Origin of the sequence: Flexivirga alba (genome assembly GCF_042661025.1) — a bacterium.
Classification (GTDB): domain Bacteria; phylum Actinomycetota; class Actinomycetes; order Actinomycetales; family Dermatophilaceae; genus Flexivirga; species Flexivirga alba.
In genome coordinates this window covers 266,606-287,329 of sequence record NZ_JBHSWH010000001.1, presented here as the reverse complement: position 1 = coordinate 287,329, position 20,724 = coordinate 266,606, and the positions used below count along the sequence as shown (strand labels likewise).

21 protein-coding genes and 2 pseudogenes are annotated in these 20,724 nt (G+C 67.6%); 15 read left to right on the top strand and 8 right to left on the bottom strand.

Annotated features, from left to right (window positions below):
- Window positions 1-152 precede the first annotated feature (152 nt).
- From mshA to ACFQDH_RS01355, 3 genes are all read left to right on the top strand, one after another.
- Window positions 153-1,430 carry a D-inositol-3-phosphate glycosyltransferase gene (gene mshA, locus ACFQDH_RS01365; RefSeq protein WP_382404789.1) on the top strand — a complete coding sequence of 426 codons (1,278 nt, stop codon included), beginning with the start codon at window positions 153-155 and terminating at the stop codon, window positions 1,428-1,430.
- Between the two features lie 195 nt (window positions 1,431-1,625).
- Window positions 1,626-2,015: a YbjN domain-containing protein gene (locus ACFQDH_RS01360; protein ID WP_382397745.1), complete on the top strand. Its 390-nt coding sequence runs from the start codon at window positions 1,626-1,628 to the stop codon at window positions 2,013-2,015.
- 10 nt (window positions 2,016-2,025) lie between these two features.
- Window positions 2,026-2,769, top strand: a complete 744-nt coding sequence (locus tag ACFQDH_RS01355; protein WP_382397743.1) for a phosphoglyceromutase — start codon at window positions 2,026-2,028, stop codon at window positions 2,767-2,769.
- A gap of 4 nt (window positions 2,770-2,773) precedes the next feature.
- Here the strand turns inward: ACFQDH_RS01355 and phoU are convergent, their stop codons facing one another.
- Window positions 2,774-3,439, bottom strand: a complete 666-nt coding sequence (gene phoU, locus ACFQDH_RS01350; RefSeq protein WP_382397741.1) for a phosphate signaling complex protein PhoU — start codon at window positions 3,437-3,439, stop codon at window positions 2,774-2,776.
- Window positions 3,440-3,787: 348 nt separating this feature from the next.
- Here phoU and ACFQDH_RS01345 point away from each other — a divergent pair, with 348 nt between their 5' ends.
- Both ACFQDH_RS01345 and ACFQDH_RS01340 read left to right on the top strand, forming a co-directional pair.
- Window positions 3,788-4,975 carry a sensor histidine kinase gene (locus ACFQDH_RS01345; RefSeq protein WP_382397739.1) on the top strand — a complete coding sequence of 396 codons (1,188 nt, stop codon included), beginning with the start codon at window positions 3,788-3,790 and terminating at the stop codon, window positions 4,973-4,975.
- Window positions 4,972-5,655, top strand: a complete 684-nt coding sequence (locus ACFQDH_RS01340) for a winged helix-turn-helix domain-containing protein (protein ID WP_382397737.1) — start codon at window positions 4,972-4,974, stop codon at window positions 5,653-5,655. The genes ACFQDH_RS01345 and ACFQDH_RS01340 overlap by 4 nt, the downstream gene beginning before the upstream one ends.
- 92 nt (window positions 5,656-5,747) lie before the next feature.
- Here ACFQDH_RS01340 and ACFQDH_RS01335 read toward each other — a convergent pair whose 3' ends face one another.
- Window positions 5,748-6,308, bottom strand: a complete 561-nt coding sequence (locus tag ACFQDH_RS01335; RefSeq protein ID WP_382397735.1) for a hypothetical protein — start codon at window positions 6,306-6,308, stop codon at window positions 5,748-5,750.
- Window positions 6,309-6,519: 211 nt separating this feature from the next.
- On the opposite strand from ACFQDH_RS01335, the gene ACFQDH_RS01330 reads away from it, so the two are divergent.
- The 3 genes and pseudogenes from ACFQDH_RS01330 to ispF all read left to right on the top strand — a co-directional run.
- Window positions 6,520-7,002: a CarD family transcriptional regulator gene (locus ACFQDH_RS01330; RefSeq protein ID WP_382397733.1), complete on the top strand. Its 483-nt coding sequence runs from the start codon at window positions 6,520-6,522 to the stop codon at window positions 7,000-7,002.
- A 94-nt stretch (window positions 7,003-7,096) separates the two neighbouring features.
- The gene (gene ispD, locus ACFQDH_RS01325) at window positions 7,097-8,392 is read left to right on the top strand and encodes a 2-C-methyl-D-erythritol 4-phosphate cytidylyltransferase (protein WP_382397731.1); all 1,296 of its coding nucleotides are present in this window, start codon (window positions 7,097-7,099) and stop codon (window positions 8,390-8,392) included.
- An 8-nt stretch (window positions 8,393-8,400) separates the two neighbouring features.
- Window positions 8,401-8,870 (top strand): annotated as a pseudogene (ispF, locus tag ACFQDH_RS01320) (2-C-methyl-D-erythritol 2,4-cyclodiphosphate synthase); the annotation flags it as partial.
- Here ispF and ACFQDH_RS01315 read toward each other — a convergent pair.
- Together ACFQDH_RS01315 and ACFQDH_RS01310 are read right to left on the bottom strand one after the other, a co-directional pair.
- The gene (locus tag ACFQDH_RS01315; RefSeq protein WP_382397729.1) at window positions 8,871-9,194 is read right to left on the bottom strand and encodes a hypothetical protein; all 324 of its coding nucleotides are present in this window, start codon (window positions 9,192-9,194) and stop codon (window positions 8,871-8,873) included.
- Window positions 9,173-9,763 (bottom strand): hypothetical protein, encoded by a 591-nt coding sequence (locus tag ACFQDH_RS01310; protein ID WP_382404938.1) that lies wholly within the window; start codon window positions 9,761-9,763, stop codon window positions 9,173-9,175. The genes ACFQDH_RS01315 and ACFQDH_RS01310 overlap by 22 nt, the downstream gene beginning before the upstream one ends.
- Before the next feature lie 123 nt (window positions 9,764-9,886).
- Here ACFQDH_RS01310 and ACFQDH_RS01305 point away from each other — a divergent pair, with 123 nt between their 5' ends.
- The 4 genes and pseudogenes from ACFQDH_RS01305 (at window position 9,887) to ACFQDH_RS01290 (ending at window position 13,453) form a co-directional block, all read left to right on the top strand.
- Window positions 9,887-10,525 carry an MBL fold metallo-hydrolase gene (locus ACFQDH_RS01305; protein ID WP_382404788.1) on the top strand — a complete coding sequence of 213 codons (639 nt, stop codon included), beginning with the start codon at window positions 9,887-9,889 and terminating at the stop codon, window positions 10,523-10,525.
- A 145-nt stretch (window positions 10,526-10,670) separates the two neighbouring features.
- A pseudogene (gene cysS / locus ACFQDH_RS01300) lies at window positions 10,671-12,091 on the top strand (cysteine--tRNA ligase).
- 1 nt (window position 12,092) lies between these two features.
- Window positions 12,093-13,049: a 23S rRNA (guanosine(2251)-2'-O)-methyltransferase RlmB gene (rlmB, locus tag ACFQDH_RS01295; RefSeq protein ID WP_382397727.1), complete on the top strand. Its 957-nt coding sequence runs from the start codon at window positions 12,093-12,095 to the stop codon at window positions 13,047-13,049.
- A gap of 44 nt (window positions 13,050-13,093) precedes the next feature.
- Complete coding sequence (locus ACFQDH_RS01290; protein WP_382397725.1) at window positions 13,094-13,453, top strand: TM2 domain-containing protein; 360 nt, start codon at window positions 13,094-13,096, stop codon at window positions 13,451-13,453.
- Here the strand turns inward: ACFQDH_RS01290 and ACFQDH_RS01285 are convergent, their stop codons facing one another.
- The 4 genes from ACFQDH_RS01285 to ACFQDH_RS01270 form a co-directional block, all read right to left on the bottom strand.
- Window positions 13,454-14,695 carry a DUF4032 domain-containing protein gene (locus ACFQDH_RS01285; RefSeq protein ID WP_382397723.1) on the bottom strand — a complete coding sequence of 414 codons (1,242 nt, stop codon included), beginning with the start codon at window positions 14,693-14,695 and terminating at the stop codon, window positions 13,454-13,456. It abuts the gene before it with no gap.
- A 139-nt stretch (window positions 14,696-14,834) separates the two neighbouring features.
- Window positions 14,835-15,950, bottom strand: a complete 1,116-nt coding sequence (locus ACFQDH_RS01280; RefSeq protein ID WP_382397721.1) for an ABC transporter ATP-binding protein — start codon at window positions 15,948-15,950, stop codon at window positions 14,835-14,837.
- Window positions 15,951-16,105: 155 nt separating this feature from the next.
- Window positions 16,106-16,876, bottom strand: coding sequence for a trehalose-phosphatase (gene otsB / locus ACFQDH_RS01275; RefSeq protein WP_382397719.1), 771 nt, complete (start codon window positions 16,874-16,876; stop codon window positions 16,106-16,108).
- The gene (locus tag ACFQDH_RS01270) at window positions 16,873-18,282 is read right to left on the bottom strand and encodes an alpha,alpha-trehalose-phosphate synthase (UDP-forming) (RefSeq protein ID WP_382397717.1); all 1,410 of its coding nucleotides are present in this window, start codon (window positions 18,280-18,282) and stop codon (window positions 16,873-16,875) included. Before ACFQDH_RS01270 ends, otsB begins: the two co-directional genes overlap by 4 nt.
- 169 nt (window positions 18,283-18,451) lie before the next feature.
- Here ACFQDH_RS01270 and ACFQDH_RS01265 point away from each other — a divergent pair, with 169 nt between their 5' ends.
- From ACFQDH_RS01265 to ACFQDH_RS01255, 3 genes are all read left to right on the top strand, one after another.
- Window positions 18,452-18,877 carry a CBS domain-containing protein gene (locus tag ACFQDH_RS01265; RefSeq protein ID WP_382397715.1) on the top strand — a complete coding sequence of 142 codons (426 nt, stop codon included), beginning with the start codon at window positions 18,452-18,454 and terminating at the stop codon, window positions 18,875-18,877.
- Between the two features lie 75 nt (window positions 18,878-18,952).
- On the top strand, window positions 18,953-19,912 hold the full coding sequence (locus ACFQDH_RS01260) for a serine/threonine-protein kinase (RefSeq protein ID WP_382397713.1): 960 nt from the start codon (window positions 18,953-18,955) through the stop codon (window positions 19,910-19,912).
- Entirely contained in the window at window positions 19,909-20,709 is an 801-nt protein-coding gene (locus ACFQDH_RS01255; RefSeq protein ID WP_382397711.1) for a hypothetical protein, read from the top strand. Before ACFQDH_RS01260 ends, ACFQDH_RS01255 begins: the two co-directional genes overlap by 4 nt.
- Window positions 20,710-20,724: the final 15 nt, after the last annotated feature.

Here is a 20,724-nt window from a genome sequence, read left to right as displayed (position 1 = left end):
AGACGGGCGCAGTCCCCTGGAGTACGCATGTTCCTCACGGTAATGCGGCGAAACAGGTCGGTGGAGGTTCCGTAACCGGCGGATTTACCCGGTGGGACACTGGAACGGTGACGACACCTTCCGAGCAGCCGTGTCCGGTGCGCCGTGTCGCGATGATCAGCGTGCACACCTCCCCGCTGGACCAGCCCGGCACCGGCGATGCGGGCGGCCTCAACGTCTACGTCGTCGAGACCGCGAAGCGGCTGGGCCGGCAGGGGATCGAGGTCGAGATATTCACCCGGCGGACATCTGCGGCGCTCGCCGAGACCGTCGAGCTCAGCCCCGGCGTGCTCGTGCGACACATCGACGCCGGTCCCTACGAAGGTCTGGCGAAGGACGACCTGCCCGGCCAGCTGTGCGCGTTCGCAGCAGGTGTGATGGGCCACGTGGCGCGCAGCCCGGAGGGCCACTACGACCTGGTGCACTCCCACTACTGGCTCAGCGGTCAGGTGGGCTGGCTGGCTGCCGACCGGTGGGACGTCCCGCTGGTGCACACGATGCACACGATGGCCCGGGTCAAGAACGCCTCGCTCGCGCAGGACGACCGGCCCGAGCCGAGCGGGCGCGAGATCGGTGAGGAGCAAGTCGTGCGCGCCGCGAGCCTGCTCGTCGCCAACACACCACGTGAGGCGAGCCAACTCGTCGACCTGTATGACGCAAACCCCGACCTGGTCGAAATCGTCTCTCCCGGTGTGGATTTGGAGACCTTCACGCCGGGAGACATGTCGGCCGCCCGATCCGCCGTATGCCTGCCGCAGGATGCGCAGGTCGTGCTCTTCGTCGGCCGGATCCAGCCGCTGAAGGCGCCCGACGTCCTGCTGCGCGCGGTGGCGAAACTCCTCGAGCGCGATCCCGCTCGGCGGCAGAAGCTCGTCGTGGCAGTGCTCGGCGGCCCGAGTGGCACCGGTCTGGAGAAGCCGCGCGGCCTGCAGCAGCTGGCACGCGAGCTGGGCATCGCCGACGTCGTTCAGTTCGCCCCGCCGGTGAGTCGGGTCGGCCTCGCGCAGTGGTACCGAGCGGCGGATGTGCTTGCGGTGCCTTCGTATTCGGAGTCGTTCGGCCTCGTGGCGCTGGAGGCAGAGGCCTGCGGCACCCCGGTCGTCGCAGCCGACGTCGGCGGCCTGCCGGACGCAGTCGGCGATACCGGCCGCCTGGTGAGCGGCCATGACGCCGACGACTGGGCCACTGCACTGGGCAACCTGCTCGATGACGACGTCGCCCGAAAAGAGCTCTCCGGTAAGGCGATCGAGCACGCAGCTCGCTTCAGCTGGGACACCACCAGCGACCAGCTGTTGCACGTCTACCGGCACGCGTGCCGATCCGCGGTCGAGGAGAGCCCTGACCTTTCGATGGTCGACTTCGCTGGTATCCCGACCGCACCCATCCCGTGACACCACCAAGGTGGTCGAGCGGGCCGCTAGGCGAGGCCGTATCGAGACCCGTTCGCATCCGATGAGAGGCCATGAGATGACCGTCATCCAGCAGACCATCGAGGACTACCTCGCGGAAACCGAGCTGGAGTGGGAGCTCGGTGCGCGTGACGGCGAGTTCGTCGTGTCACTTCCGGGGAGCGGAAGCTGAAGACCGTGGTGTCCCTGCTCATCGGTGAAAGTGCCCTGACTGCAACGGCTTTCGTCATACGACATCCGGACGAGAACCAGGCGGAGTTCTATCAGTACCTGCTGCGACGCAACCTGCGGCGGCCCGGCATCGCCTACGCGACCGACGAGCATGGCGACGTCTTCGTCGTGTCCCGCACGCCGGTCGCGGCGGTCGACGCGGCATACCTCGACACCCTTTTTGGGATCGTGCTCGAAGCTGCCGACGAGATCTTCAACGAGCTGCTGGTGCTCGGATTCCGCACCTCGATGCAGAAGGAATGGGACTGGCGGATCAGCCGCGGCGAGTCGACTCGCAACCTGGACGCGTTCCGTCACCTTTTGGACCACAGAGACGACACTTCGACGCCTTCGTAAGATGGCGCCCATGACTTACACCCTGGTCCTGCTTCGTCACGGCGAGTCCGACTGGAACGCCAAGAATCTCTTCACCGGCTGGGTCGACGTCCCGCTCAGCGACAAGGGCCGCGCCGAGGCGAAACACGGTGGTGAGCTCATCGCCGAGGGCGGCCTGCTGCCCGACGTGGTGCACACTTCGCTGCTGCGGCGCGCGATCTCGACCGCCGCGATCTCGCTGGACACCGCTGACCGCCACTGGATCCCGGTGCGCCGCAGCTGGCGCCTCAACGAACGCCACTACGGCGCCCTGCAGGGCAAGGACAAGAAGGCCACGCTGGCGGAGTTCGGCGAGGAGCAGTTCATGACCTGGCGGCGTTCGTTCGACGTGCCGCCGCCGGCGATCGAAGCGGGCAGCGAGTTCAGCCAGGACGCCGACCCTCGGTATGCCGATCTCGGTGACGAGCTGCCGGCGACCGAATGCCTCAAGGACGTCATCGCCCGCTTCGTGCCCTACTGGGAGCAGGCGATCGTGCCGGACCTCAAGGACGGCAAGACCGTCCTCGTCGCGGCGCACGGCAACTCGCTGCGCGCGCTGGTCAAGCACCTGGACGGCATCAGCGACGACGACATCGTCGGGCTCAACATCCCGACCGGTCAGCCGCTGGTCTACCGGCTCGACGAGGACCTGAAGCCCACCGTGGCCGGCGGCGAATACCTCGACCCGGTGGCCGCCAAGGCCGCCGCCGAAGCCGTCGCCAACCAGGGGCGGTAAGGACTCAGCGCTGCAGGCCTTCGTCCTGGGTGCCGTAGCGGCCGGTGACGAGATAGACGATGCGGTCCGCGACAGCGACCGCGTGGTCGCCGAAGCGCTCGTAGTAGCGGCTGATCAGCGTGGTGTCGACGGCCGCCTCCGTGCCGTGCTCCCAGCTCTGGTCCAGCAACTCACCGAAGACCTTGCGGTGCAACTCGTCCATCCGGTCGTCGATCGACTCGATCTCGACGGCGCCGTGGACGTCCTTGTTCGCGATCGCACTGCCGGTCGCCGTGACGAGTTGCTCTGCCACCTCGGCCATCTCGCGGATGGTGTTGCGCAGTTGGTCCGGAACGGCGCAGTCGGGGTAACGGCGTCGTGCCGCCTTGGCGACGTGGCGCGCCAGGTCGCCCATCCGCTCGATGTCGCTGGCCATGTGCATGGCAGTGACGACCATGCGCAGGTCGGTGGCCACCGGCTGCTGGCGGGCCAGCAGGTCGACGGCGCGGTCGTCCACCTCGCGCCGCAGCGCGTCGATGTCGTCGTCGGCGGCGATCACGCTCTCGGCGGTGGTCAGGTCGGTCTCCAGCAGAGCCGTGGTCGCCCGCCGCATGGCGGCACCGACCATGGTGGTCATCTCGACGAGGTCGTCGGAGACCTTGTCGAGGTCGTCGTGGAAAGCGTCGCGCATCTGAAACTTCGATCCTTCGTAGGTGGAGCGCCGGCTGGGCACCGGTCGGCATTGCTCTTGAGTAGTGAATCAGACCACTGCACAAGCGCGCATGGCGTCATACGGCCGTCCCACGGTCGTGGTAGGTCCGTCCATGGTGGACCTTGGCAGGGATCGGTGAACGCGGTGGGACTCGCAGGTGAACGGTCGGTACACACCCGGCATACGGCGCCTCTGAGGTGAAAACCCGGTGTCGCGGGTGCGTACATTGGTCGCCGTGAGGCTTGTTCTGCGCCGGCAAGAGCGTCAGCAACCTGCCGCCATGCCAACGCAGCCCAAGCTCCCTGTCCTTGTTCAGAAGGAAGTTCCTTGATCGTCGCAATTGTCGCCGGAGTGGTGGCGTTGATCGCCGGCTTCGCCGTCGGCTGGCTGCTGCGTGGCCGGGGAGCCCGCGTCGCGGCGGGTTCGGACGCAGGGCCTGATCGCCCCGTGTCCCCGCTGGCGCCCGCGGCGAGCGACGTCCTGGACGCGTTGCGCTCGGTGATCATCGTGATGAACGCCTCCGACAAGGTGGTGCGCTCCAGCCCCAGCGCCGGCGCTCTCGGACTGGTGCGCAACACCGAGCTGTCGCACGCCCGACTGCTGGACCTGGTGCGCGAGGTGCGCCGCGACGGCGAGAGCCGAGAGGTCGAACTCGAAGTGGCCAGAGGGCCGCTCGGCAGCGCACAGCTCACGCTCGACGTTCGGGTCGCGCGCCTTCGCGCCCAGCACGTCCTGCTCCTCATCGAGGATCGCACTCACGCGCGACGCGTCGAGGAGATCCGCCGCGACTTCGTCGTCAACGTCTCGCACGAGCTGAAGACGCCGGTGAGCGGCCTGACGTTGCTTGCCGAGGCGATGGACGAAGCCCGCGACGACAGTGCGGCCGTGCATCGTTTCGCGGCGCGGATGCAGATCGAGACGAGCCGCCTGGCGCGACTCGTGCAGGAGATCGTCGACCTCTCCCGGCTGCAGGGCGACACCGCACTGGACGAGCCCGTCCTGGTCGACGTGCGCGCCTGTGCGCGGGAGGCCGTCGGACACATCCAGCTACTGGCCGCCGACAAGGGCATCGTCATCTTGACCACGTTGGGCGACCCGACCGTCCCGGCCGAGGTGTATGGCGACGCCAACCTGATCACGACGGCGCTGCGCAACCTGGTGGAGAACGCCGTCAACTACTCCGGTGACGACACCCGGGTCAGCGTGACCGTTCAGCCCGGCACCGACTTCGTGGCGGTGGTGGTCAAGGACCAGGGGACCGGCATACCGCCCGCCGAGTTGGACCGCATCTTCGAGCGGTTCTACCGGGTCGACGCCGCCCGGTCGCGGCGCACCGGCGGCACCGGGCTCGGCCTGGCGATCGTCAAGCACGTCACTTCGAACCACGGCGGGGAGGTCACCGTCTGGTCCGAACCGGGCCAGGGGTCGACCTTCACCGTCCGACTGCCGGCGGCCCGCCCTGTGCCGCCGGATAGCCCCGTCATACCTGGAAAGATACGGAAGGTCACCACATGACGCGCATCCTCGTGGTCGAGGACGAAGTTTCCATCTCCGACCCCCTCACCTACCTGCTCGGCAAGGAGGGTTACGAAGTGGCGCTGGCCGAAACCGGCCCCGACGCCCTGTTGGAGTTCGATCGCAGCGGCGCCGACCTGGTGCTGCTGGACCTGATGCTGCCGGGCATGTCAGGTGTCGACGTATGTCGCGTGCTGCGGCAGAAGTCGAACGTCGCGGTCATCATGCTCACGGCGAAGGACGACGAGGTCGACAAGGTCGTCGGCCTCGAGCTCGGCGCGGACGACTACATCACCAAGCCGTACTCCTCGCGTGAGTTGCTGGCCCGGGTCAAGGCGGTGCTGCGGCGTGGCCAGGAGGCCGAGGAACTGCTGCCCGCAACGCTGCAGGGCGGGCCGGTCCGGATGGACGTCGAGCGCCATACAGTGGTGGTCTCGGGTGAGTCGATCTCGTTGCCGCTGAAGGAATTCGAGCTGCTGGAGCTGCTGCTGCGCAACACCGGGCGCGTGCTGACCCGGTCGCAGCTGATCGACCGCATCTGGGGCAGCGACTACGTCGGTGACACCAAGACGCTGGACGTGCACATCAAGAGGTTGCGCGCCAAGATCGAGAGCGACCCGGGCAGCCCGCAGCACATCCAGACGGTGCGCGGGCTGGGCTACAAGTTCGACACCGCCTGACCAGGGCGGGACAAGCGAAGGCCGCTGACGGACGTACCGTCAGCGGCCTTCGCACTGCTCAGGATCGCCCGGGAAGACGGGCGATCGCCGGATCAGGCCGGCGGCTCTTCGGTCTGAGTGTTGGGCGGCGGCGTGAAGGTGGGGTGGTCGGGCGAGGCCGAACCGTAGGGGTATTGGTCGAGCAGCACCGGCACCTGTATGTCGGTGGCGCCGGACTTCACGGTCGAGAAGGTGACCTTCTGCGATGAGCCCGGCTGGGCGGCGACAGAAGGCACTGACACCGGCGACACGGTGGCCTTGTCATCGGCAGTCTGCTTGCCGTCGAGCCGGACCGCGGTCGCGGCGGGGACGGTGATCGTGGTGGTCTGCTTGCCGGCGGTGACGGTGAGCTTGATGGGTGACTGACCGTTGTTGACCGCCAGGCCCTGCATCTGGCCGACGTCGCCCTTGGCGCCAGTCACGATCAGGACGTTCTGCAGCTGCAGGGAGCCCATCGTCGCGCTGGTCCCGTCGGCCGCCTCGTAGCTCTTGGTGGTCTGGGCCGGCGAGAGGTACATGCAGCCGCTCAGCGTCGTCGCAGCCGCCGCCAGGGTCACCGCCCCGAGGGCCGGCCGGGACACCGAATTCAAGTGGGAAGGCAGTCGTCGCGTCACACGCGGAAGCCTAGCGGTCCCGAGCCGGCGGTTTCGACCGGGCAGGACTCTCCGGATGTCGCGCCATTACAACTCGCGCGCGCGGAGCACGCCCTCAGCGGGTTGTCAAGGTGTTGTTTCGGGCCGGTGGAGGGGCCCTGACCTGCGGAAACGTTTATGTGACGTGCACAACTCGTGATATTCTGGAGGTCGCGAAAGGGGAAAACAACACATGGTTTTCAAGGTCGGCGAGACGGTCGTTTACCCGCATCACGGAGCGGCTCTCATCGAAGAGATCAATGTCCGCAAGATCAAGGGAGAGGACAAGCAGTACCTCGTTCTCAAGGTTGCTCAGGGCGACCTCAAGATCGAAGTCCCGGCCGAAAACTGCGACCTGGTAGGTGTGCGTGACGTCGTCAGCAAAGACGGCCTCCTCCGCGTCTTCGAGGTGCTGCGTGCCGAGCACACCGAGGAGCCGACCAACTGGTCCCGCCGTTACAAGGCAAACCTCGAGAAGCTCGCATCCGGTGACGTGCTGAAGGTGTCCGAGGTCGTTCGCGACCTGTGGCGCCGTGACCAGGACCGCGGCCTGTCCGCCGGCGAGAAGCGCATGCTGGCCAAGGCACGCCAGATCCTGGTGTCCGAGCTGGCGCTCGCCGAGCACACCAACGAGGACAAGGCCGAGGCCACCCTCGACGAGGTGCTCGCCTCCTGAGTTCCTGCCCATGAGCTCGGGGTCCCCGCGAAGTATCGGAGGAGCGCAGCGGGGGAGAACTTCGAGGGGTATCAGCGCCCACGACTCTTCTGTCGTGGGCGTTGTCGTCGTGGCAGCCGGAATGGGTGTGCGCCTGGGCGCCGGTATGCCGAAGGCGCTCGTCCGCGTCGGTGGTCGCACGCTCGTCGAGCACGCCGTCGCGCGGGCACAAAGCTGGTTGAGTAGTTCCGACGGCACGGCGAGGGACGAGCCGAGCCGTCGGAACGTATCGAAACCCGCCGTCGTCGTGGTCGCCCCTGCGACGCACCTGGCCGAGTTCGAAGCGCTGTTGCCGGAGGTGTGCGTCATACCCGGTGGCGCGGAGCGCACCGACTCCGTGGCGGCCGGTCTGGCGGCGTTGCCGGCCGACGTCGAAATCGTGCTGGTGCATGACGCGGCTCGTGCCCTGGCGCCGTCGTCGCTCTTCGATGCCGTAGCCGATGCGGTCGCAGCAGGCGCGGACGCAGTCGTGCCCGGCCTTCCGGTGACCGACACCGTCAAGCAGGTCGACGCGGCTGGCTCTGTTGTGCAGACCCTGGACCGCTCGTCGTTGCGCGCCGTGCAGACGCCACAGGGGTTTCGGCGATCGGCCCTAGAAGCAGCCCACGCACGTGTCGGCGCAGCGACCGACGACGCGGCGCTGATCGAGCGGGCCGGCGGCACGGTGCAGGTCATCGACGGCGACCCGCTCGCGATGAAGATCACCCTGCCGCCCGACATCGACGCCGCCGAACGACTCCTTGCTGCTGGCGGGTTGAGTAGGTCGGGGGAGTCACCTCAAGCTGGTCGAGTGCCGGAGGAGCGCAGCGGGGGAGGTGTATCGAGACCAAGCGGCGCCCCGCGCCCCACCCTGATCATCCTCGGCGGCCTTCCGGGCGTCGGCAAAACTACCCTGGCGCGGGCGCTGGCCCGGCGAATTCCGTTGGCACACATACGCGTCGACACCATCGAGGCGACCATGGTGCACAGCGGGCTGGCCGACAAGATCACCGGCCCCGAGGGGTATGCCGTGGCGTTCCGCGTCGCGGCCGACCAACTCGCCCTCGGCATGTCCGTCGTGGCCGACACGGTCAACCCGATGCCGGAGACGCGCGGCTGGTGGCGTGACGTAGCCGCCCAACACGACGCACGTGTGGTCGAGGTCGAACTCACCTGCTCCGACCAGTCGCAGCACGAGTCGCGTGTCGGTGAGCGGGTGTCCGACATACCCGGGCTGAGGGTGCCGACCTGGCAGGAGGTGCTCGACCGCGAATACCATCCGTGGGCGCCGGACCTGCGTCTCGACACCGCGACGAGCAGCCCGGATGAGCTTGCCGACACCGTGATCGGCTGGATGAGGAGTCACCAATGATGCTTCCGCGCACCGGGATCGGTGTCGACGTCCATGCGTATGCCGACGACGACCGACCGCTGTGGCTGGCCGGGCTGGAGTGGCCGGGGAGCGCGGCGTCGAGGGACACAGCGACGGTGACGTCGCGGCCCACGCCATGTGCGATGCGCTCTTCTCGGCGGCTGGCCTCGGTGACCTGGGCGCGCACTTCGGTGTCGACCGGCCAGAGCTGGCCGGCGCGTCCGGTGTCCGGCTCCTTGATGCGGCCCAAAAAGTGCTCATCAACAACGGTTTCCAGATCGGCAACGTCGCGGTCCAGGTCATCGCCAACCGGCCGAAGATCGGCAAACGCCGCGCAGAGGCGCAGGCCGCGCTCTCGGAAGCCCTTGGTGGAGTGCCGGTTTCGGTTGCCGGCACCACCACCGAAGGCCTCGGCCTCACCGGTCGCGGCGAGGGCGTCGCGGCCATCGCGACAGCTCTCGTCATAGCCGTCGCTTGATCAGAGCGGCGGCATGGTGCCGTGGTGAATGCTGCGTATGACGTGCGGGGTGGTTGAGCGATACGGGATCGCGCTTGATTCGTAGATGAGTTGCAGGCGCCCGTTCGCGTAGGCGAGACCTTCAGAACGCGGCGGGCAGACGATTTTGCGGCCGATCCGCCAGTCGGCGTTGTAGCGCGTATGACGCGGCCAGACGACCAGGTTGCTGTCCTGCCGACCCCAGGACTTCGACCAGACGATCCGGTTGCCGACGACCGCGACACCCTGCACCTGCGATGGTGTCGTCACCGCCTCGCGGCGGGTCAACCAGCCGCCGTTCGCCACGGAATAGCGGTACATCGTGGAGCGGCGGTACTCGTCGCAGGTGCCGACCCAGACGTTCTCCCCTGGCCGAACGCGTAGGAAGCCTTGCTCTTGATGTCGGCGATGTGATCGGCGTGGATCAGGGTTCCGCTCGGCTTGCTGAGCCTGGAGATCGGGTAGCGGAGCAATCGGCCGTCCATCGCCACCCAGAAGTAGTGGTTCGTCGTGGCGAGGCCACCGGCGTGCCGCTTGGTGTTGAGGATCAGCGTCTTGATCGGCTTGAGGGTCGCACGGTGCAGGATCACGATCCGGCTGTTGGCCCGCTTCTTCCAGTCGTCGCCTTCGTACCGTGAGTCGTAGTAGCTGATGATCAGCAGGTCACGTCCCCAGTTGGTCAGACCCTGCGCCGCCCAGTGGGTGTCGTGCATCGGGAAGCCACGGGGTCCGAGGTCGAAGTAGCGGTAGTACTCCGCGTACTTCGCCGGGTGCGCTGCTGCGAGCGAGGGCTCTGCTGTCAGTGCTGTTGCGGTGGTCGCGGCTACCGCGGCCAGGCCGCCGCCGAGCAGGGTACGTCTGGTCAGACCAGTCATCGTGAGTTCCTTCTCCCAGGGGCCACGCATCCGCCGTGGCACATTGTTCTGTCGACGGCGCCGGGACGGCGCGGGTTCCCGGGTGGTGCGTCGTTAGGCTGCTCGGAACGTCCAACGAGAGGAATCCCGGTGAGCGACATACGGATCGACAAAGTGGTCACCTCAGGCACCTTCAGCCTCGACGGCGGCACCTGGGATGTCGACAACAACGTCTGGGTGATCGGTGACGATGCCGAGTGCGTGGTGATCGATGCGGCCCACGACGCGGCAGCCATCAACGAAGCGATCGCCGGCCGGCGCCTCACGCACATCCTGTGCACGCACGGGCACGACGACCACATCGACGCGGTGGGCGACCTGGTCGGGCTGCATCCGAAGGCGCAGGTGCTGATCCACGACGCCGACCGGATGCTCTGGGACCGCGAGATCAGCCAGCCGCCGGACGGTGCGCTGGCCGACGGGCAGGGGATCGCGGTCGGCAGCACGGAGCTGAAGGTGCTGCACACGCCGGGGCATTCGCCGGGTGCGTGCTGCTTCCTGCTCGCGAGCGAAGGCGTGCTCTTCAGCGGCGACACGCTCTTCCAGGGCGGTCCGGGAGCGACTGGGCGATCGTTCAGCGACTTCGACACCATCGTCGACTCGATCCGCGAGAGGTTGCTCACCCTGCCGCCCGAGACCGTCGTACACACCGGCCACGGCGACGACACGTCGATCGGCGCCGAAGCACCGCACCTGCAGGAGTGGATCGACCGGGGCGAGTGACGGTCTCGATACGGCGCTCGTACCTCACGCCACCCTTCGATACGCCCGCTCGTGCCTCACGGGCTACTCAGGACGACGCTCGACCCGCGCCGAGCGAGTGAGTCGAGTGGCGGGGCGAGGGCTCGCGGGCCGTTAAACTCGGCGGGTGACTTTGCAGATCTTCGACACCGCCACCGGAACCCAGCGGCCTTTCGAGCCACTGCGCGAGGGACACGTCGGCATCTACATCTGCGGGCTCACCACGCAGGGGCTCCGCACATCGGCCATGTGCGCTTCGCTGTCGCCTTCGACATCCTGCGCCGCTGGCTCACCACGGGCCACGGGTATGACGTGACGCTCGTGCGCAACGTGACCGACATCGACGACAAGATCCTGACCAAATCCGCCGAGGCCGACGTTCCCTGGAACCAGTGGTCCTACGACTTCGAGCGCGCCACCAACGACGCCCTCGACCTGCTGGGAGTGCTGCGACCGAGCTACGAGCCGCGCGCCACCGGGCATGTCACCGACATGGTCGACCTGATCCGGATGCTCATCGACAAGGGCCACGCCTACCCGGCGGAGGACGGCTCCGGTGACGTCTACTTCGACGTCAAGTCCTGGCCGGAGTATGGCGAGCTGACCCGCCAGCGCATTGACGACATGGAGCCCGCCGCCGACGCCGACCCGCGCGGCAAGCGGGACCCTCGCGACTTCGCCCTTTGGAAGGGCACCAAGGCCGGCGAGCCGGCAAGCGCGTCGTGGCCGACACCCTGGGGCGAGGGGCGTCCCGGCTGGCACCTGGAGTGCTCCGCGATGGTGCGCCGCTGGCTGGGCGACACCTTCGACATACACGGCGGCGGCATCGACCTGCGCTTCCCGCACCACGAGAACGAACAAGCCCAATCCCGTGCTGCCGGACTGGGTTTCGCCCGCTACTGGATGCACAACGGCTGGGTGACCATCTCCGGCGAGAAGATGAGCAAATCGCTCGGCAACAGCCTTGCGGTGCTCGAGCTGACCAAGACCGTACGCCCGCTGGTGCTGCGTTACTACCTGAGCGCGGTGCACTACCGCTCGACGATCGAATACCAGGCCGGCTCGCTCGACGAGGCCGCTGCCGCTGTCGACCGGATCGAGGGTTTCCTGGACCGCGCGTTGCCGGACGGTGTCGCCGAGTCTGGCGCCATACCAACGGCATTCACGGAGGCGATGGATGACGACCTCAACGTCTCCGGCGCGCTCGCGGTGGTCTTCGACCTGATCCGCGAGGGCAACATCGCCCTCGACGACGGCGACAACGACCGAGCCGCGGAGATAGCCGGCCAAGTCGTCGCGATGACCGAAGTGCTGGGCGTCAATCCGCTTGCAGCGCAGTGGAATTCCGGCGACGACGGCGCGACCTCGGAGGCGCTCGCTGCCCTGGTCGAGGCATTGATCGAAGCACGTGCGCGCGCCCGCAAGGAGCGCGACTTTGGGACAGCGGACCAGATCCGTGACCAGCTGACTACCGCCGGCATCACCGTGGAGGACGGGCCGGATGGCGCCCGCTGGACGGTCACCGGCAAACCGACGAAGGACGACTGACGTGCCTGGAAATTCAAGCCGCCGCGGAGCGATCCGCAAGGGCAACTCCCGCAAGGGCCCGCTGGTGGGCACCGGCGGCCACAAGCGGCGTTCGCTGGAGGGCAAGGGCCCGACCCCGAAGGCCGGCGACCGCCCAAATCACAAGGCTTACAAGGCAGCTCAGAAGTCGGATGGCGGCAAGCAGGCCGCTACCAGGCGGCCGCAGCGCTCCACCAAGCAGTCGGGCGAGCTGATCGTCGGCCGCAACTCGGTCCTGGAGGCGCTGCGCGTCGGCATACCCGCGACCGCCCTGTACGTCGCCGGGCGCATCGACTCCGACGACCGCGTCAAGGAGTCGCTGAAGCTCGCCGCCGACCGGGAGCTCCCGATCATGGAGGCTCAGCGGACCGAGCTCGACCGGATGGCCGACGGCACCCCGCACCAGGGGCTGGCGTTGCAGGTCCCGGCATACGACTACGCGCACCCGGACGACCTGATCAACCCCGAGGCGCCGGGCACCCAGCTGGTCGTGGCGCTGGACGGCATCACCGACCCGCGCAACCTCGGCGCGATCTTGCGGTCCGTCGCGGCCTTCGGCGGGCACGGCGTGATCGTCCCCGAGCGTCGTTCGGCAGGTATGACGGCCGCCGCCTGGAAGACTTCGGCCGGTGCTGCGGCGCGCGTCCCGGTCGCGTTGGCCGGCAACCTGACCCGGACCCTGAACGACTTCCGTAAGGCCGGCTTCTTCGTCGTCGGCCTCGACATGGACGGCGATGTCGAACTGCCCGGCCTGGAGCTGGCGACCGAGCCGCTGGTCATCGTCGTGGGCTCGGAGGGCAAGGGCCTGTCCCGGTTGGTGAGCGAGACGTGCGACCAGATCGTGTCGGTGCCGATGAGCTCGGCGGTCGAGTCGCTGAACGCCGGCATCGCCGCATCGGTGACGCTCTACGAAGTGGCCCGACTGCGCGCGCAGGCCTGACTCGAACCAGTCCCTGTTGCTGGCGTGAGCCGCGCGCCCGCTTGATGGAACCAGCCGAGATCCCGTGTGGTCTGACGTATGGTTTCGGGCCCTACTCGCAACTCGCGCAGATGGCTGCGGCCGGTGCGATCAAGGGCGAGACCCCGGTCCGGGACGCAAGCACGGGCGCAGTGCTCCAGGCCAAGCAGCTCCCGGGGATCTTCTCCAGCAAGGACTGGATGACCGCGGTGCTGTTGTCGTTCTTCCTCGGCGGGCTCGGTGTCGACCGGTTTTACCTCGGCCATATCGGCCTCGGCGTCCTGAAGCTCGTCACGCTCGGTGCATGTGGCATCTGGTCCCTCATCGACTTCATCATGCTGCTGATGCACAAGATCAACGACTCCGAGGGCAAGCCGCTGGCATAGTCAGCGGTCGGCGCGGACCGGCATCTCCTCGGTGTCGACACCGACGACGGTGCTGTCGTCCGGTTTGGCCGGGAGCACCGTCGCGATGTAGTCGCGGGCGGCCTCCTCGATCGGGAAGTCGCGGTGCGCGGCCTCCGACATGTACCACCGGTGCTCGAGCACTTCGTGGAACAGCTCCGCCGGCTCGATCTTGCGGCGCATCTCCGGCGGCGCGGTACGGGTGACGGGCTCGTAGATCTGCATCAGCCAGTCGTGCGCGACCTGCTCCTCGTCGTCGTTCTGCCGGTCGTTGGCGGCCCGGTATGAGTCCAGGTCGTTGAGCAACCGACGCGCCTGGTTGTCCTCGACGTCGAGCCCGGCCAGCCGCAGCAGGCGGCGTGAATGATGGCCGGCATCAACGATTTTCGGCTGGATCTGGATCGTTGCCCCGTCGAAGTCCGTCGTGATGTCGAGCTCCCCGACGTCGAAGCCGAGCGAGTTGAGCTGCCGGATCCGCTCATCGACCCGCCAGCGCTCGCCGACGTCGAATCGCTCGATCGCGGTGAGTTCCTTCCACAGGATCTGATAGCGCTCGATGATGCGGTCGGACACCTCGACCGGGTCGTACTCATCACCGAGGAAGCCGCCGGCCTGCAGGTCCATCAGCTCACCGGCAATGTTGACACGGGCGATGTCCAGGTCGTGCTCCCGCTGTCCGTCGGTCAGCTTGTCGTGCAACTCGCCGGTCTCGGCGTCCACCAGGTATGCCGCGAACTCGCCGGCGCTGCGCTTGAAGAGCGTGTTGGACAACGAGACGTCACCCCACCAGAATCCGATCAGGTGCAGGCGCACCAGTAGCACCGCGAGAGCATCGATCAACCGTGTGGCGGTCTCGGGCCGCAGGCTCTGGCTCAGCATCGCGCGGTAGGGCAGCGAGAACTGCAGGTGCCGGGTGAGCAGGCACGCATCCAGCGGCTCGCCACCCTTGGTGAGACGGCCGCGGACCACTCCGATCGGCTCCACGACGGGCTGACCGAGTCGCCGCAGCATGCGCAGCATGTTGTATTCGCGTACTGCGATGTCGGCCTTGATCTCCTTGATCGCGACGACACGCCCCTCGAGGCGCACGAATCGTACGACGTGCCGGGAGAGGCCCCGCGGCAGCGCGGCGAGTTGCTCTTCCGGCCACTCCTCCAGCGGCTGTCGCCACGGGAGGTCGAGCAGCGCGGGCCAGGGACGGGCCGTGGTCATATCGAGTGCCACGACCCCATTGTGCCCTTACCCCGCCGAGAGGCTCAGATACATACCGAGAGGCTCGGTAATCTCACCCGTATTTCGGGGATCTACTGAGCCTCTCAGTGCTTTGCTGAGCCTCTCGGCGAAGGTATGCCGCCGTGCCTTGTCAGGACTCGATGCGCTCGCCGGTCTTGGGGTGGAAGAGGTGCAGGTGGTCGCCCTCGCCCTTGGGCGCGAAGTGGATGGTCTGCCCCTTGTCGGGCACCTGGCGGCCATCGACGCGGGCGACGATCTGCTTCTCGTTGTCCGCACCGCCGAGCTGCTTCTCGCCCGGCTGCTCGCCGATCGTGGTGCGGCCGTAAATGTAGGCGTCGGCGCCGAGCTCCTCGACGACGTCGACCTCCACCGGGATGCCGCCTTCGGTGGTGGGCACGAGGTCTTCGGGGCGGATTCCGACAGTGACCGTGGTCTCCGCCTTCGCCAGTGTTGCGCGGTCCACCGGGTGGACGAGCGAACCGAGCTTGACGCCTGCGTCGGTGACCGGCACCTCGAGCAGGTTCATCGCCGGCGAGCCGATGAATCCGGCAACGAAGACGTTGTTGGGGTGGTCGTACATGCGGCGCGGGGTGTCCAGCTGCTGCAGGACGCCGTCCTTGAGGACTGCGACGCGGTCGCCCATCGTCATGGCCTCGACCTGGTCGTGCGTCACGTAGACGGTGGTGACGCCCAATCGCCTTTGCAGAGAAGCGATTTGGGTGCGGGTCTGCACACGCAGCTTGGCATCCAGGTTGGACAGCGGCTCATCCATCAGGAAGACCTGAGGGGATCGGACGATCGCGCGACCCATCGCGACCCGCTGCCGCTGACCACCGGACAGCGCCTTCGGCTTGCGGTCCAGGTAGCCCTCGAGGTCGAGGATCTTGGCGGCTTCCTCGACGCGACTGCGGATCTCGGTCTTGGCGACGCCGGCGATCTTCAGCGCGAAGCCCATGTTGTCGGCAACCGACATGTGCGGGTAGAGCGCGTAGTTCTGGAAGACCATGGCGACGTCGCGGTCCTTGGGGGACAGGTTGGTGACGTCGCGGTCCCCGATCAGGATTCGGCCCTCGTTGACTTCCTCGAGGCCGGCGAGCATGCGCAGCGCGGTGGACTTACCAGAACCGGAGGGGCCGACGAGGACGAGGAACTCGCCGTCCTGAATGTCGATGTTCAGCTTGTCCACCGATGCGGTGTCAGCCCCGGGATAGACACGGGTGGCGCTGTCATAAGTGACTGTGGCCATGGTGATGCAACTCCTTCACCGGCAGGAACGTGCCGGACGATCCGTTGTGAATGGATGCGACGCCTGTCCCGCACTACACGGGTGTGACGCCAGCCACACTCTAACCGCATGCCAGAGATGACGGGTGGGTATGCCGGAACCGAATCGACGGCCGCTCAGACTCGGCGGGCCACGCGCAGCGTCTCGAACACCGGCACGACATCGGCCGGACCGTCGATCCGGAAGGACGCGGCCGTGTTGCCGTCACCGACCTTGATCGTGACGCTGCCCGGGCGGCCGGCCAGCGCTTCGAACGCGCGCTCGTCGGTGACGTCGTCGCCGAGGTAGAGGCTCGCGCTTGTGCCGAATTCCGTTGCCAATGCGAGCAATGCACTGCCCTTGGTGATCGGCAGTGCGCTCAGCTCGACGATCTGCTTGCCGTTCATCACGTCGACACCCGGTATGTCGATCGCGAGGGCCGCTCGGCTCGCCGCCGCAGCGATCTCGGACGGGACCCTGCGGGTGTGCAGCACCACCCCGGCCGGCTTGCGCTCGATGCGGGTCGGCGGGTGGGCAGCCGCGACGGCCTCCAACGCACGGGTCGCCTCGGCCAGCCGTTGCCGTGCTGCGTCGTCGAACGTGAGGTCCAGTGGGAGCTGACGGTCCGGCTCCGCTCCGTGCGAGCCCACCAGCACGATGGCATCATCGCCGGTCACGCCACTGAGAGCCTGTAGCGCCGCCAAGTGCCGACCCGACACGATGGCGACGAAAACTCCCGGCAGCGTGGCGAGTTCGCGCAGCAGCTCCATCGACCCGGCAACGGGTCGTGACGTTGACGGATCCTCGACCAGCGGTGCGAGCACACCGTCGAAATCGGTGGCGACCAGGATCGGATCGGTCGCGGCGAAGGCGGCGAGTGCCTTGCCCAGCTTCGGATCGAGGGTCACGGCTGCCTCGGTGCGACCGCGAGGTTGCTGAGGAAGCGCTCCGCCCAGCGCTGCACGTCGTGCCGCAGCACCTGGCGGTGCAATGCCCGCATGCGCCGCCTGCGCTCCTCCGCCGGCGCCTCGAGCGCGCGCGTAATGGTCCGTTTGGTGCGTGCGATGTCGTGCGGGTTGCAGAGGTATGCCTGCTTGAGTTCGTTTGCCGCACCAGTAAATTCGCTCAGCACCAGAGCTCCGGTGTCGTCATGCGCGGCGACGTATTCCTTCGCGACCAGGTTCATCCCGTCTCGCAGGGGAGTGACCAGCATGACGTCGGCCGCCACGAACAACGCCGCCATCTCCTCGCGTGGGAAGGACCGGTGCAGGTAGGTGACCGCCGGCGCGCCGAAACTGGAGTGCTCACCGTTGATCCGGCCGACGGTCTGCTCGACCTCGCTCTTGATGTGCTGATAGGCCTGCAGCCGCTCACGACTCGGTGTCGCGACCTGGATGAACTTGGTGCGGGCGCCGTCCAATGTGCCCTCGCGGTACATCTCCTCCAGTGACTTGAGCCGGTGCCGGATGCCCTTGGTGTAGTCGAGCCGGTCCACGCCGAGCAGCAGCTTCTCGGGGTTTCCGAGCTGCTCGCGGATCTCCCTCGCACGTGCTCGCACCGCCGGAGTTGCGGCCAGCCGTGCCATCCCGCGACTGTCGATCGAGATCGGCACCGCCGCGGCGCGGCATACCTGCCCGTCGGCGGTCTGGACGAGGTCCGCGCGGACCTCGACATCATCGTCACCGAGCAGCTGCCGACATGCCCGAAGGAAGTTCTGTGCGTCCGTACGACGTTGGAAACCAAGGAAATCCGCGCCCAAGAGGCCGTGCAGCAAGGTGTCGCGCGCCGGCAGTTGCATGAACAGCTCGACCGGTGGGAAGGGGATGTGGTTGAACCAGCCGATGCGCACGTCGGGCCGTAACTCGCGCAGGTATCGCGGCATCAGCTGCAGCTGGTAGTCGTGTATCCAGACCGTGGCGTTCTCGGCCGCGAGCTCGGCAGCGACCTCCGCGAAGCGCCGGTTGACCTTCTCGTATGCCGCCTGCCACCGCCGCCGGAACGTTGGCGGCACGATCACGTCGTGGTAGAGCGGCCACAGCGACCCGTTGCTGAAACCCTCGTAGTAGTCGGTGATTTCGTCGGCGCTGAGCGCGATGGGGTGCAGCCACATGTCGTCCTGCTCGAACGGCGCAGGCGCCTTCCCGGGCACGCCCGACCAGCCGATCCAGGCGCCGTCGCGGCCGCTCATCACTGATTCCATCGCGGTCACCAGACCGCCCGGGCTGCGGCGCCATACGGATCGATTGCCCTCACGGACGCGGTCCACCGGCAAGCGGTTGGCGGCTATCACCAGATCGAACTTGTCCTGCGGCAACGGACACAACCCCTCGGATCGGGTGCGGCACAACGGATGTTGTAGGCCGCGAAACCGTCGCCCTCACTGTATGACGCAAGGGTCTTCCTCCTCGGCGGTACAAGCCCGAGCGACCCGCCGCGTCGGCCCGATCATGGCCACGACGGCGTCGAGGGCGTTACCGTGGATCATGCGCATCCAAGAGCTGCTCAAGGGCAAGGGATCGGACGTCGTGACGATCACCTCCGAGACGACGATCGGCGAGTTCGTGCAGATCCTCGCCGACCATCGCATCGGTGCTGCGGTGGTGGTCGACGACGGAGCGATCACCGGCATCATCAGCGAACGCGACGTAGTGCGTGCATTGCCTGGTGGGGTCGAGGGCCTGCTCGGACGACCGGTGTCCACTCTGATGACCAGTGTGGTCATCACCTGCGCGCCCGGCGACGAAGTGAGTTCGTTGGCCGCGTCGATGACCGAGCATCGGTTTCGTCACCTGCCGGTCGTGCAGGACGACAAACTGGTCGGCATCGTCAGCATCGGCGACATCGTCAAATTCCGGCTGGAGGAGCTGCAGGGCGAGCGCGATCAGCTGGAGTCCTACATAACCTCTTAAATCTGGCTGACGTGGTTTTCGCCACGTCGTGAAGCGTGCGCGGCGTCCCGTTCGTTGTCGCATACCGTGGGCTCTATGACTGCAGACCGTCGCTCGGACTCCGGCGCGTCCGGCGTGGCTGGTACGCACCGGCTGCCGGTGATCCAGGGCGCCGACGACAGCGACCAGCGGGCCGATCAGGACCGGATCGGCGATTACGAGCTGATCCGCAAGATCGGCGAGGGCGGCATGGGCGTCGTCTACAAGGCGCTCGACGCCGACGGCCAGGCGGTTGCCGTGAAGGTTCTGCGGGCACACATCGCGCACGACCGCGGCGCTCGCGAGCGGCTGCGACGCGAGGTCAGCACCCTGGTGCGGGTGAAGTCTCCCCACGTCGCGCCCTTCCTGGACGCCGACGTGGATGGCGACAACCCTTACCTGGTCACCAGTTTCGTGCCGGGAGCCTCGCTCGACGAAGTGGTCGAGGACGACGGACCGTTCGGCGCAGCGCGGCTGGCTCGGCTCGGCCGCGGCCTCGCGGATGCGCTGGGCGCCATACACAAGGCGGGCATCGTGCACCGCGATCTCAAACCGGGCAACGTGCTGATGGTCGGAGACGACCCGGTGCTGATCGATTTCGGCATCGCGCACGTCGCCGACGACTCGCGCCTCACCTCGACCGGCCTGGTCATGGGCACGCCCGGCTACCTGTCTCCGGAGATCGTCGAGGGCGACGAGGTCAGCGAGGCCACCGACTGGTGGGGCTGGGCCGCCACCCTCGCGTATGCCGCCAGCGGTCGCGCGCCGTTCGGCCGCGGTCCGATGCCGGTGGTCCTGGACCGCGTATGCCGCGGCGAGTACGACCTCAGCGGCGTCGATCCGCGACTGCGCCCGCTTCTCGAGGCCGCGCTCGACCCCGACGCGACCCGTCGCCCTGCAGCGGGGGAGGTGCTGGCCGCGCTCGACATCTTCGCGGGTGGCGGCGACACGGGTGAGATCCCGGTGCTCGCGCAGCGTCGCCCCCGGTCGATCGCGCCGACCGGCGCAAGCCGGTGACACAGCAACTGGCCGGCGGCACTGCGCCCGACACCGAGCGATTCGATCGTCCCGTCGCGGGACCGACCCGACCCGACCCGACCGAGCGACTGGATGCCGCACCGGGCGGTCACGTGGTGCGCCCCGCTGACCACTCCGAGCGGCCGGTCCCGTCGATGGCGCCCGGACGGTTCGTGCCGCCGCCCGACCCGCGCATCGGCCAGTCCGCACGCACCGGCACCCTGACCGCAGTCGTGGCCGCGCTCGCCGGCATCAGTGCCGTGCTGCCGACGGTCGGCATCACGCTGCTGGTGCTCTGGGCCGTTGCCGCTCGCTGGTCTGACAAGACGATCACTTCGATGGTGCTGCGTCGCTACAGCTCCGGACCGCGCAAATCCGACACCTTCGTCGCGGCCGTCACGTCACCGTGGCACGGCGTGGTCGCAGCTCTGGCGACGCTGCTGACGGTGTTGATCCCGGCATTCGTCGGCGGCTGTACCGCGGCGGCCGTCGCACTGATCTATTCGATGGCCGAGAACGACTCGGTCTATCTCGGCAGGCCGCTTCCAGTTGCCATCGGGGTGCTCATCGGTGCCCTGGTGATGTGGTGGGGCCCGGGCGGCATACCGCTGCGACGCGGTTCGCGCAGCATCGTGCGCGGTGTCGTGCGCGGCCAGCCGCTGACCCGGATCATCATCGGGCTGTGCATCGTGATTGCCGTGCTGGGAGCCGTCTTCGCGCTCACCCACCTCTCATCCGGCGCGTCGTGGTGGCCGATCCCGAGCAGCTCGAGCCTGAAGCTACAGCTCGGCAATTAAGCCGATATCAGCCCA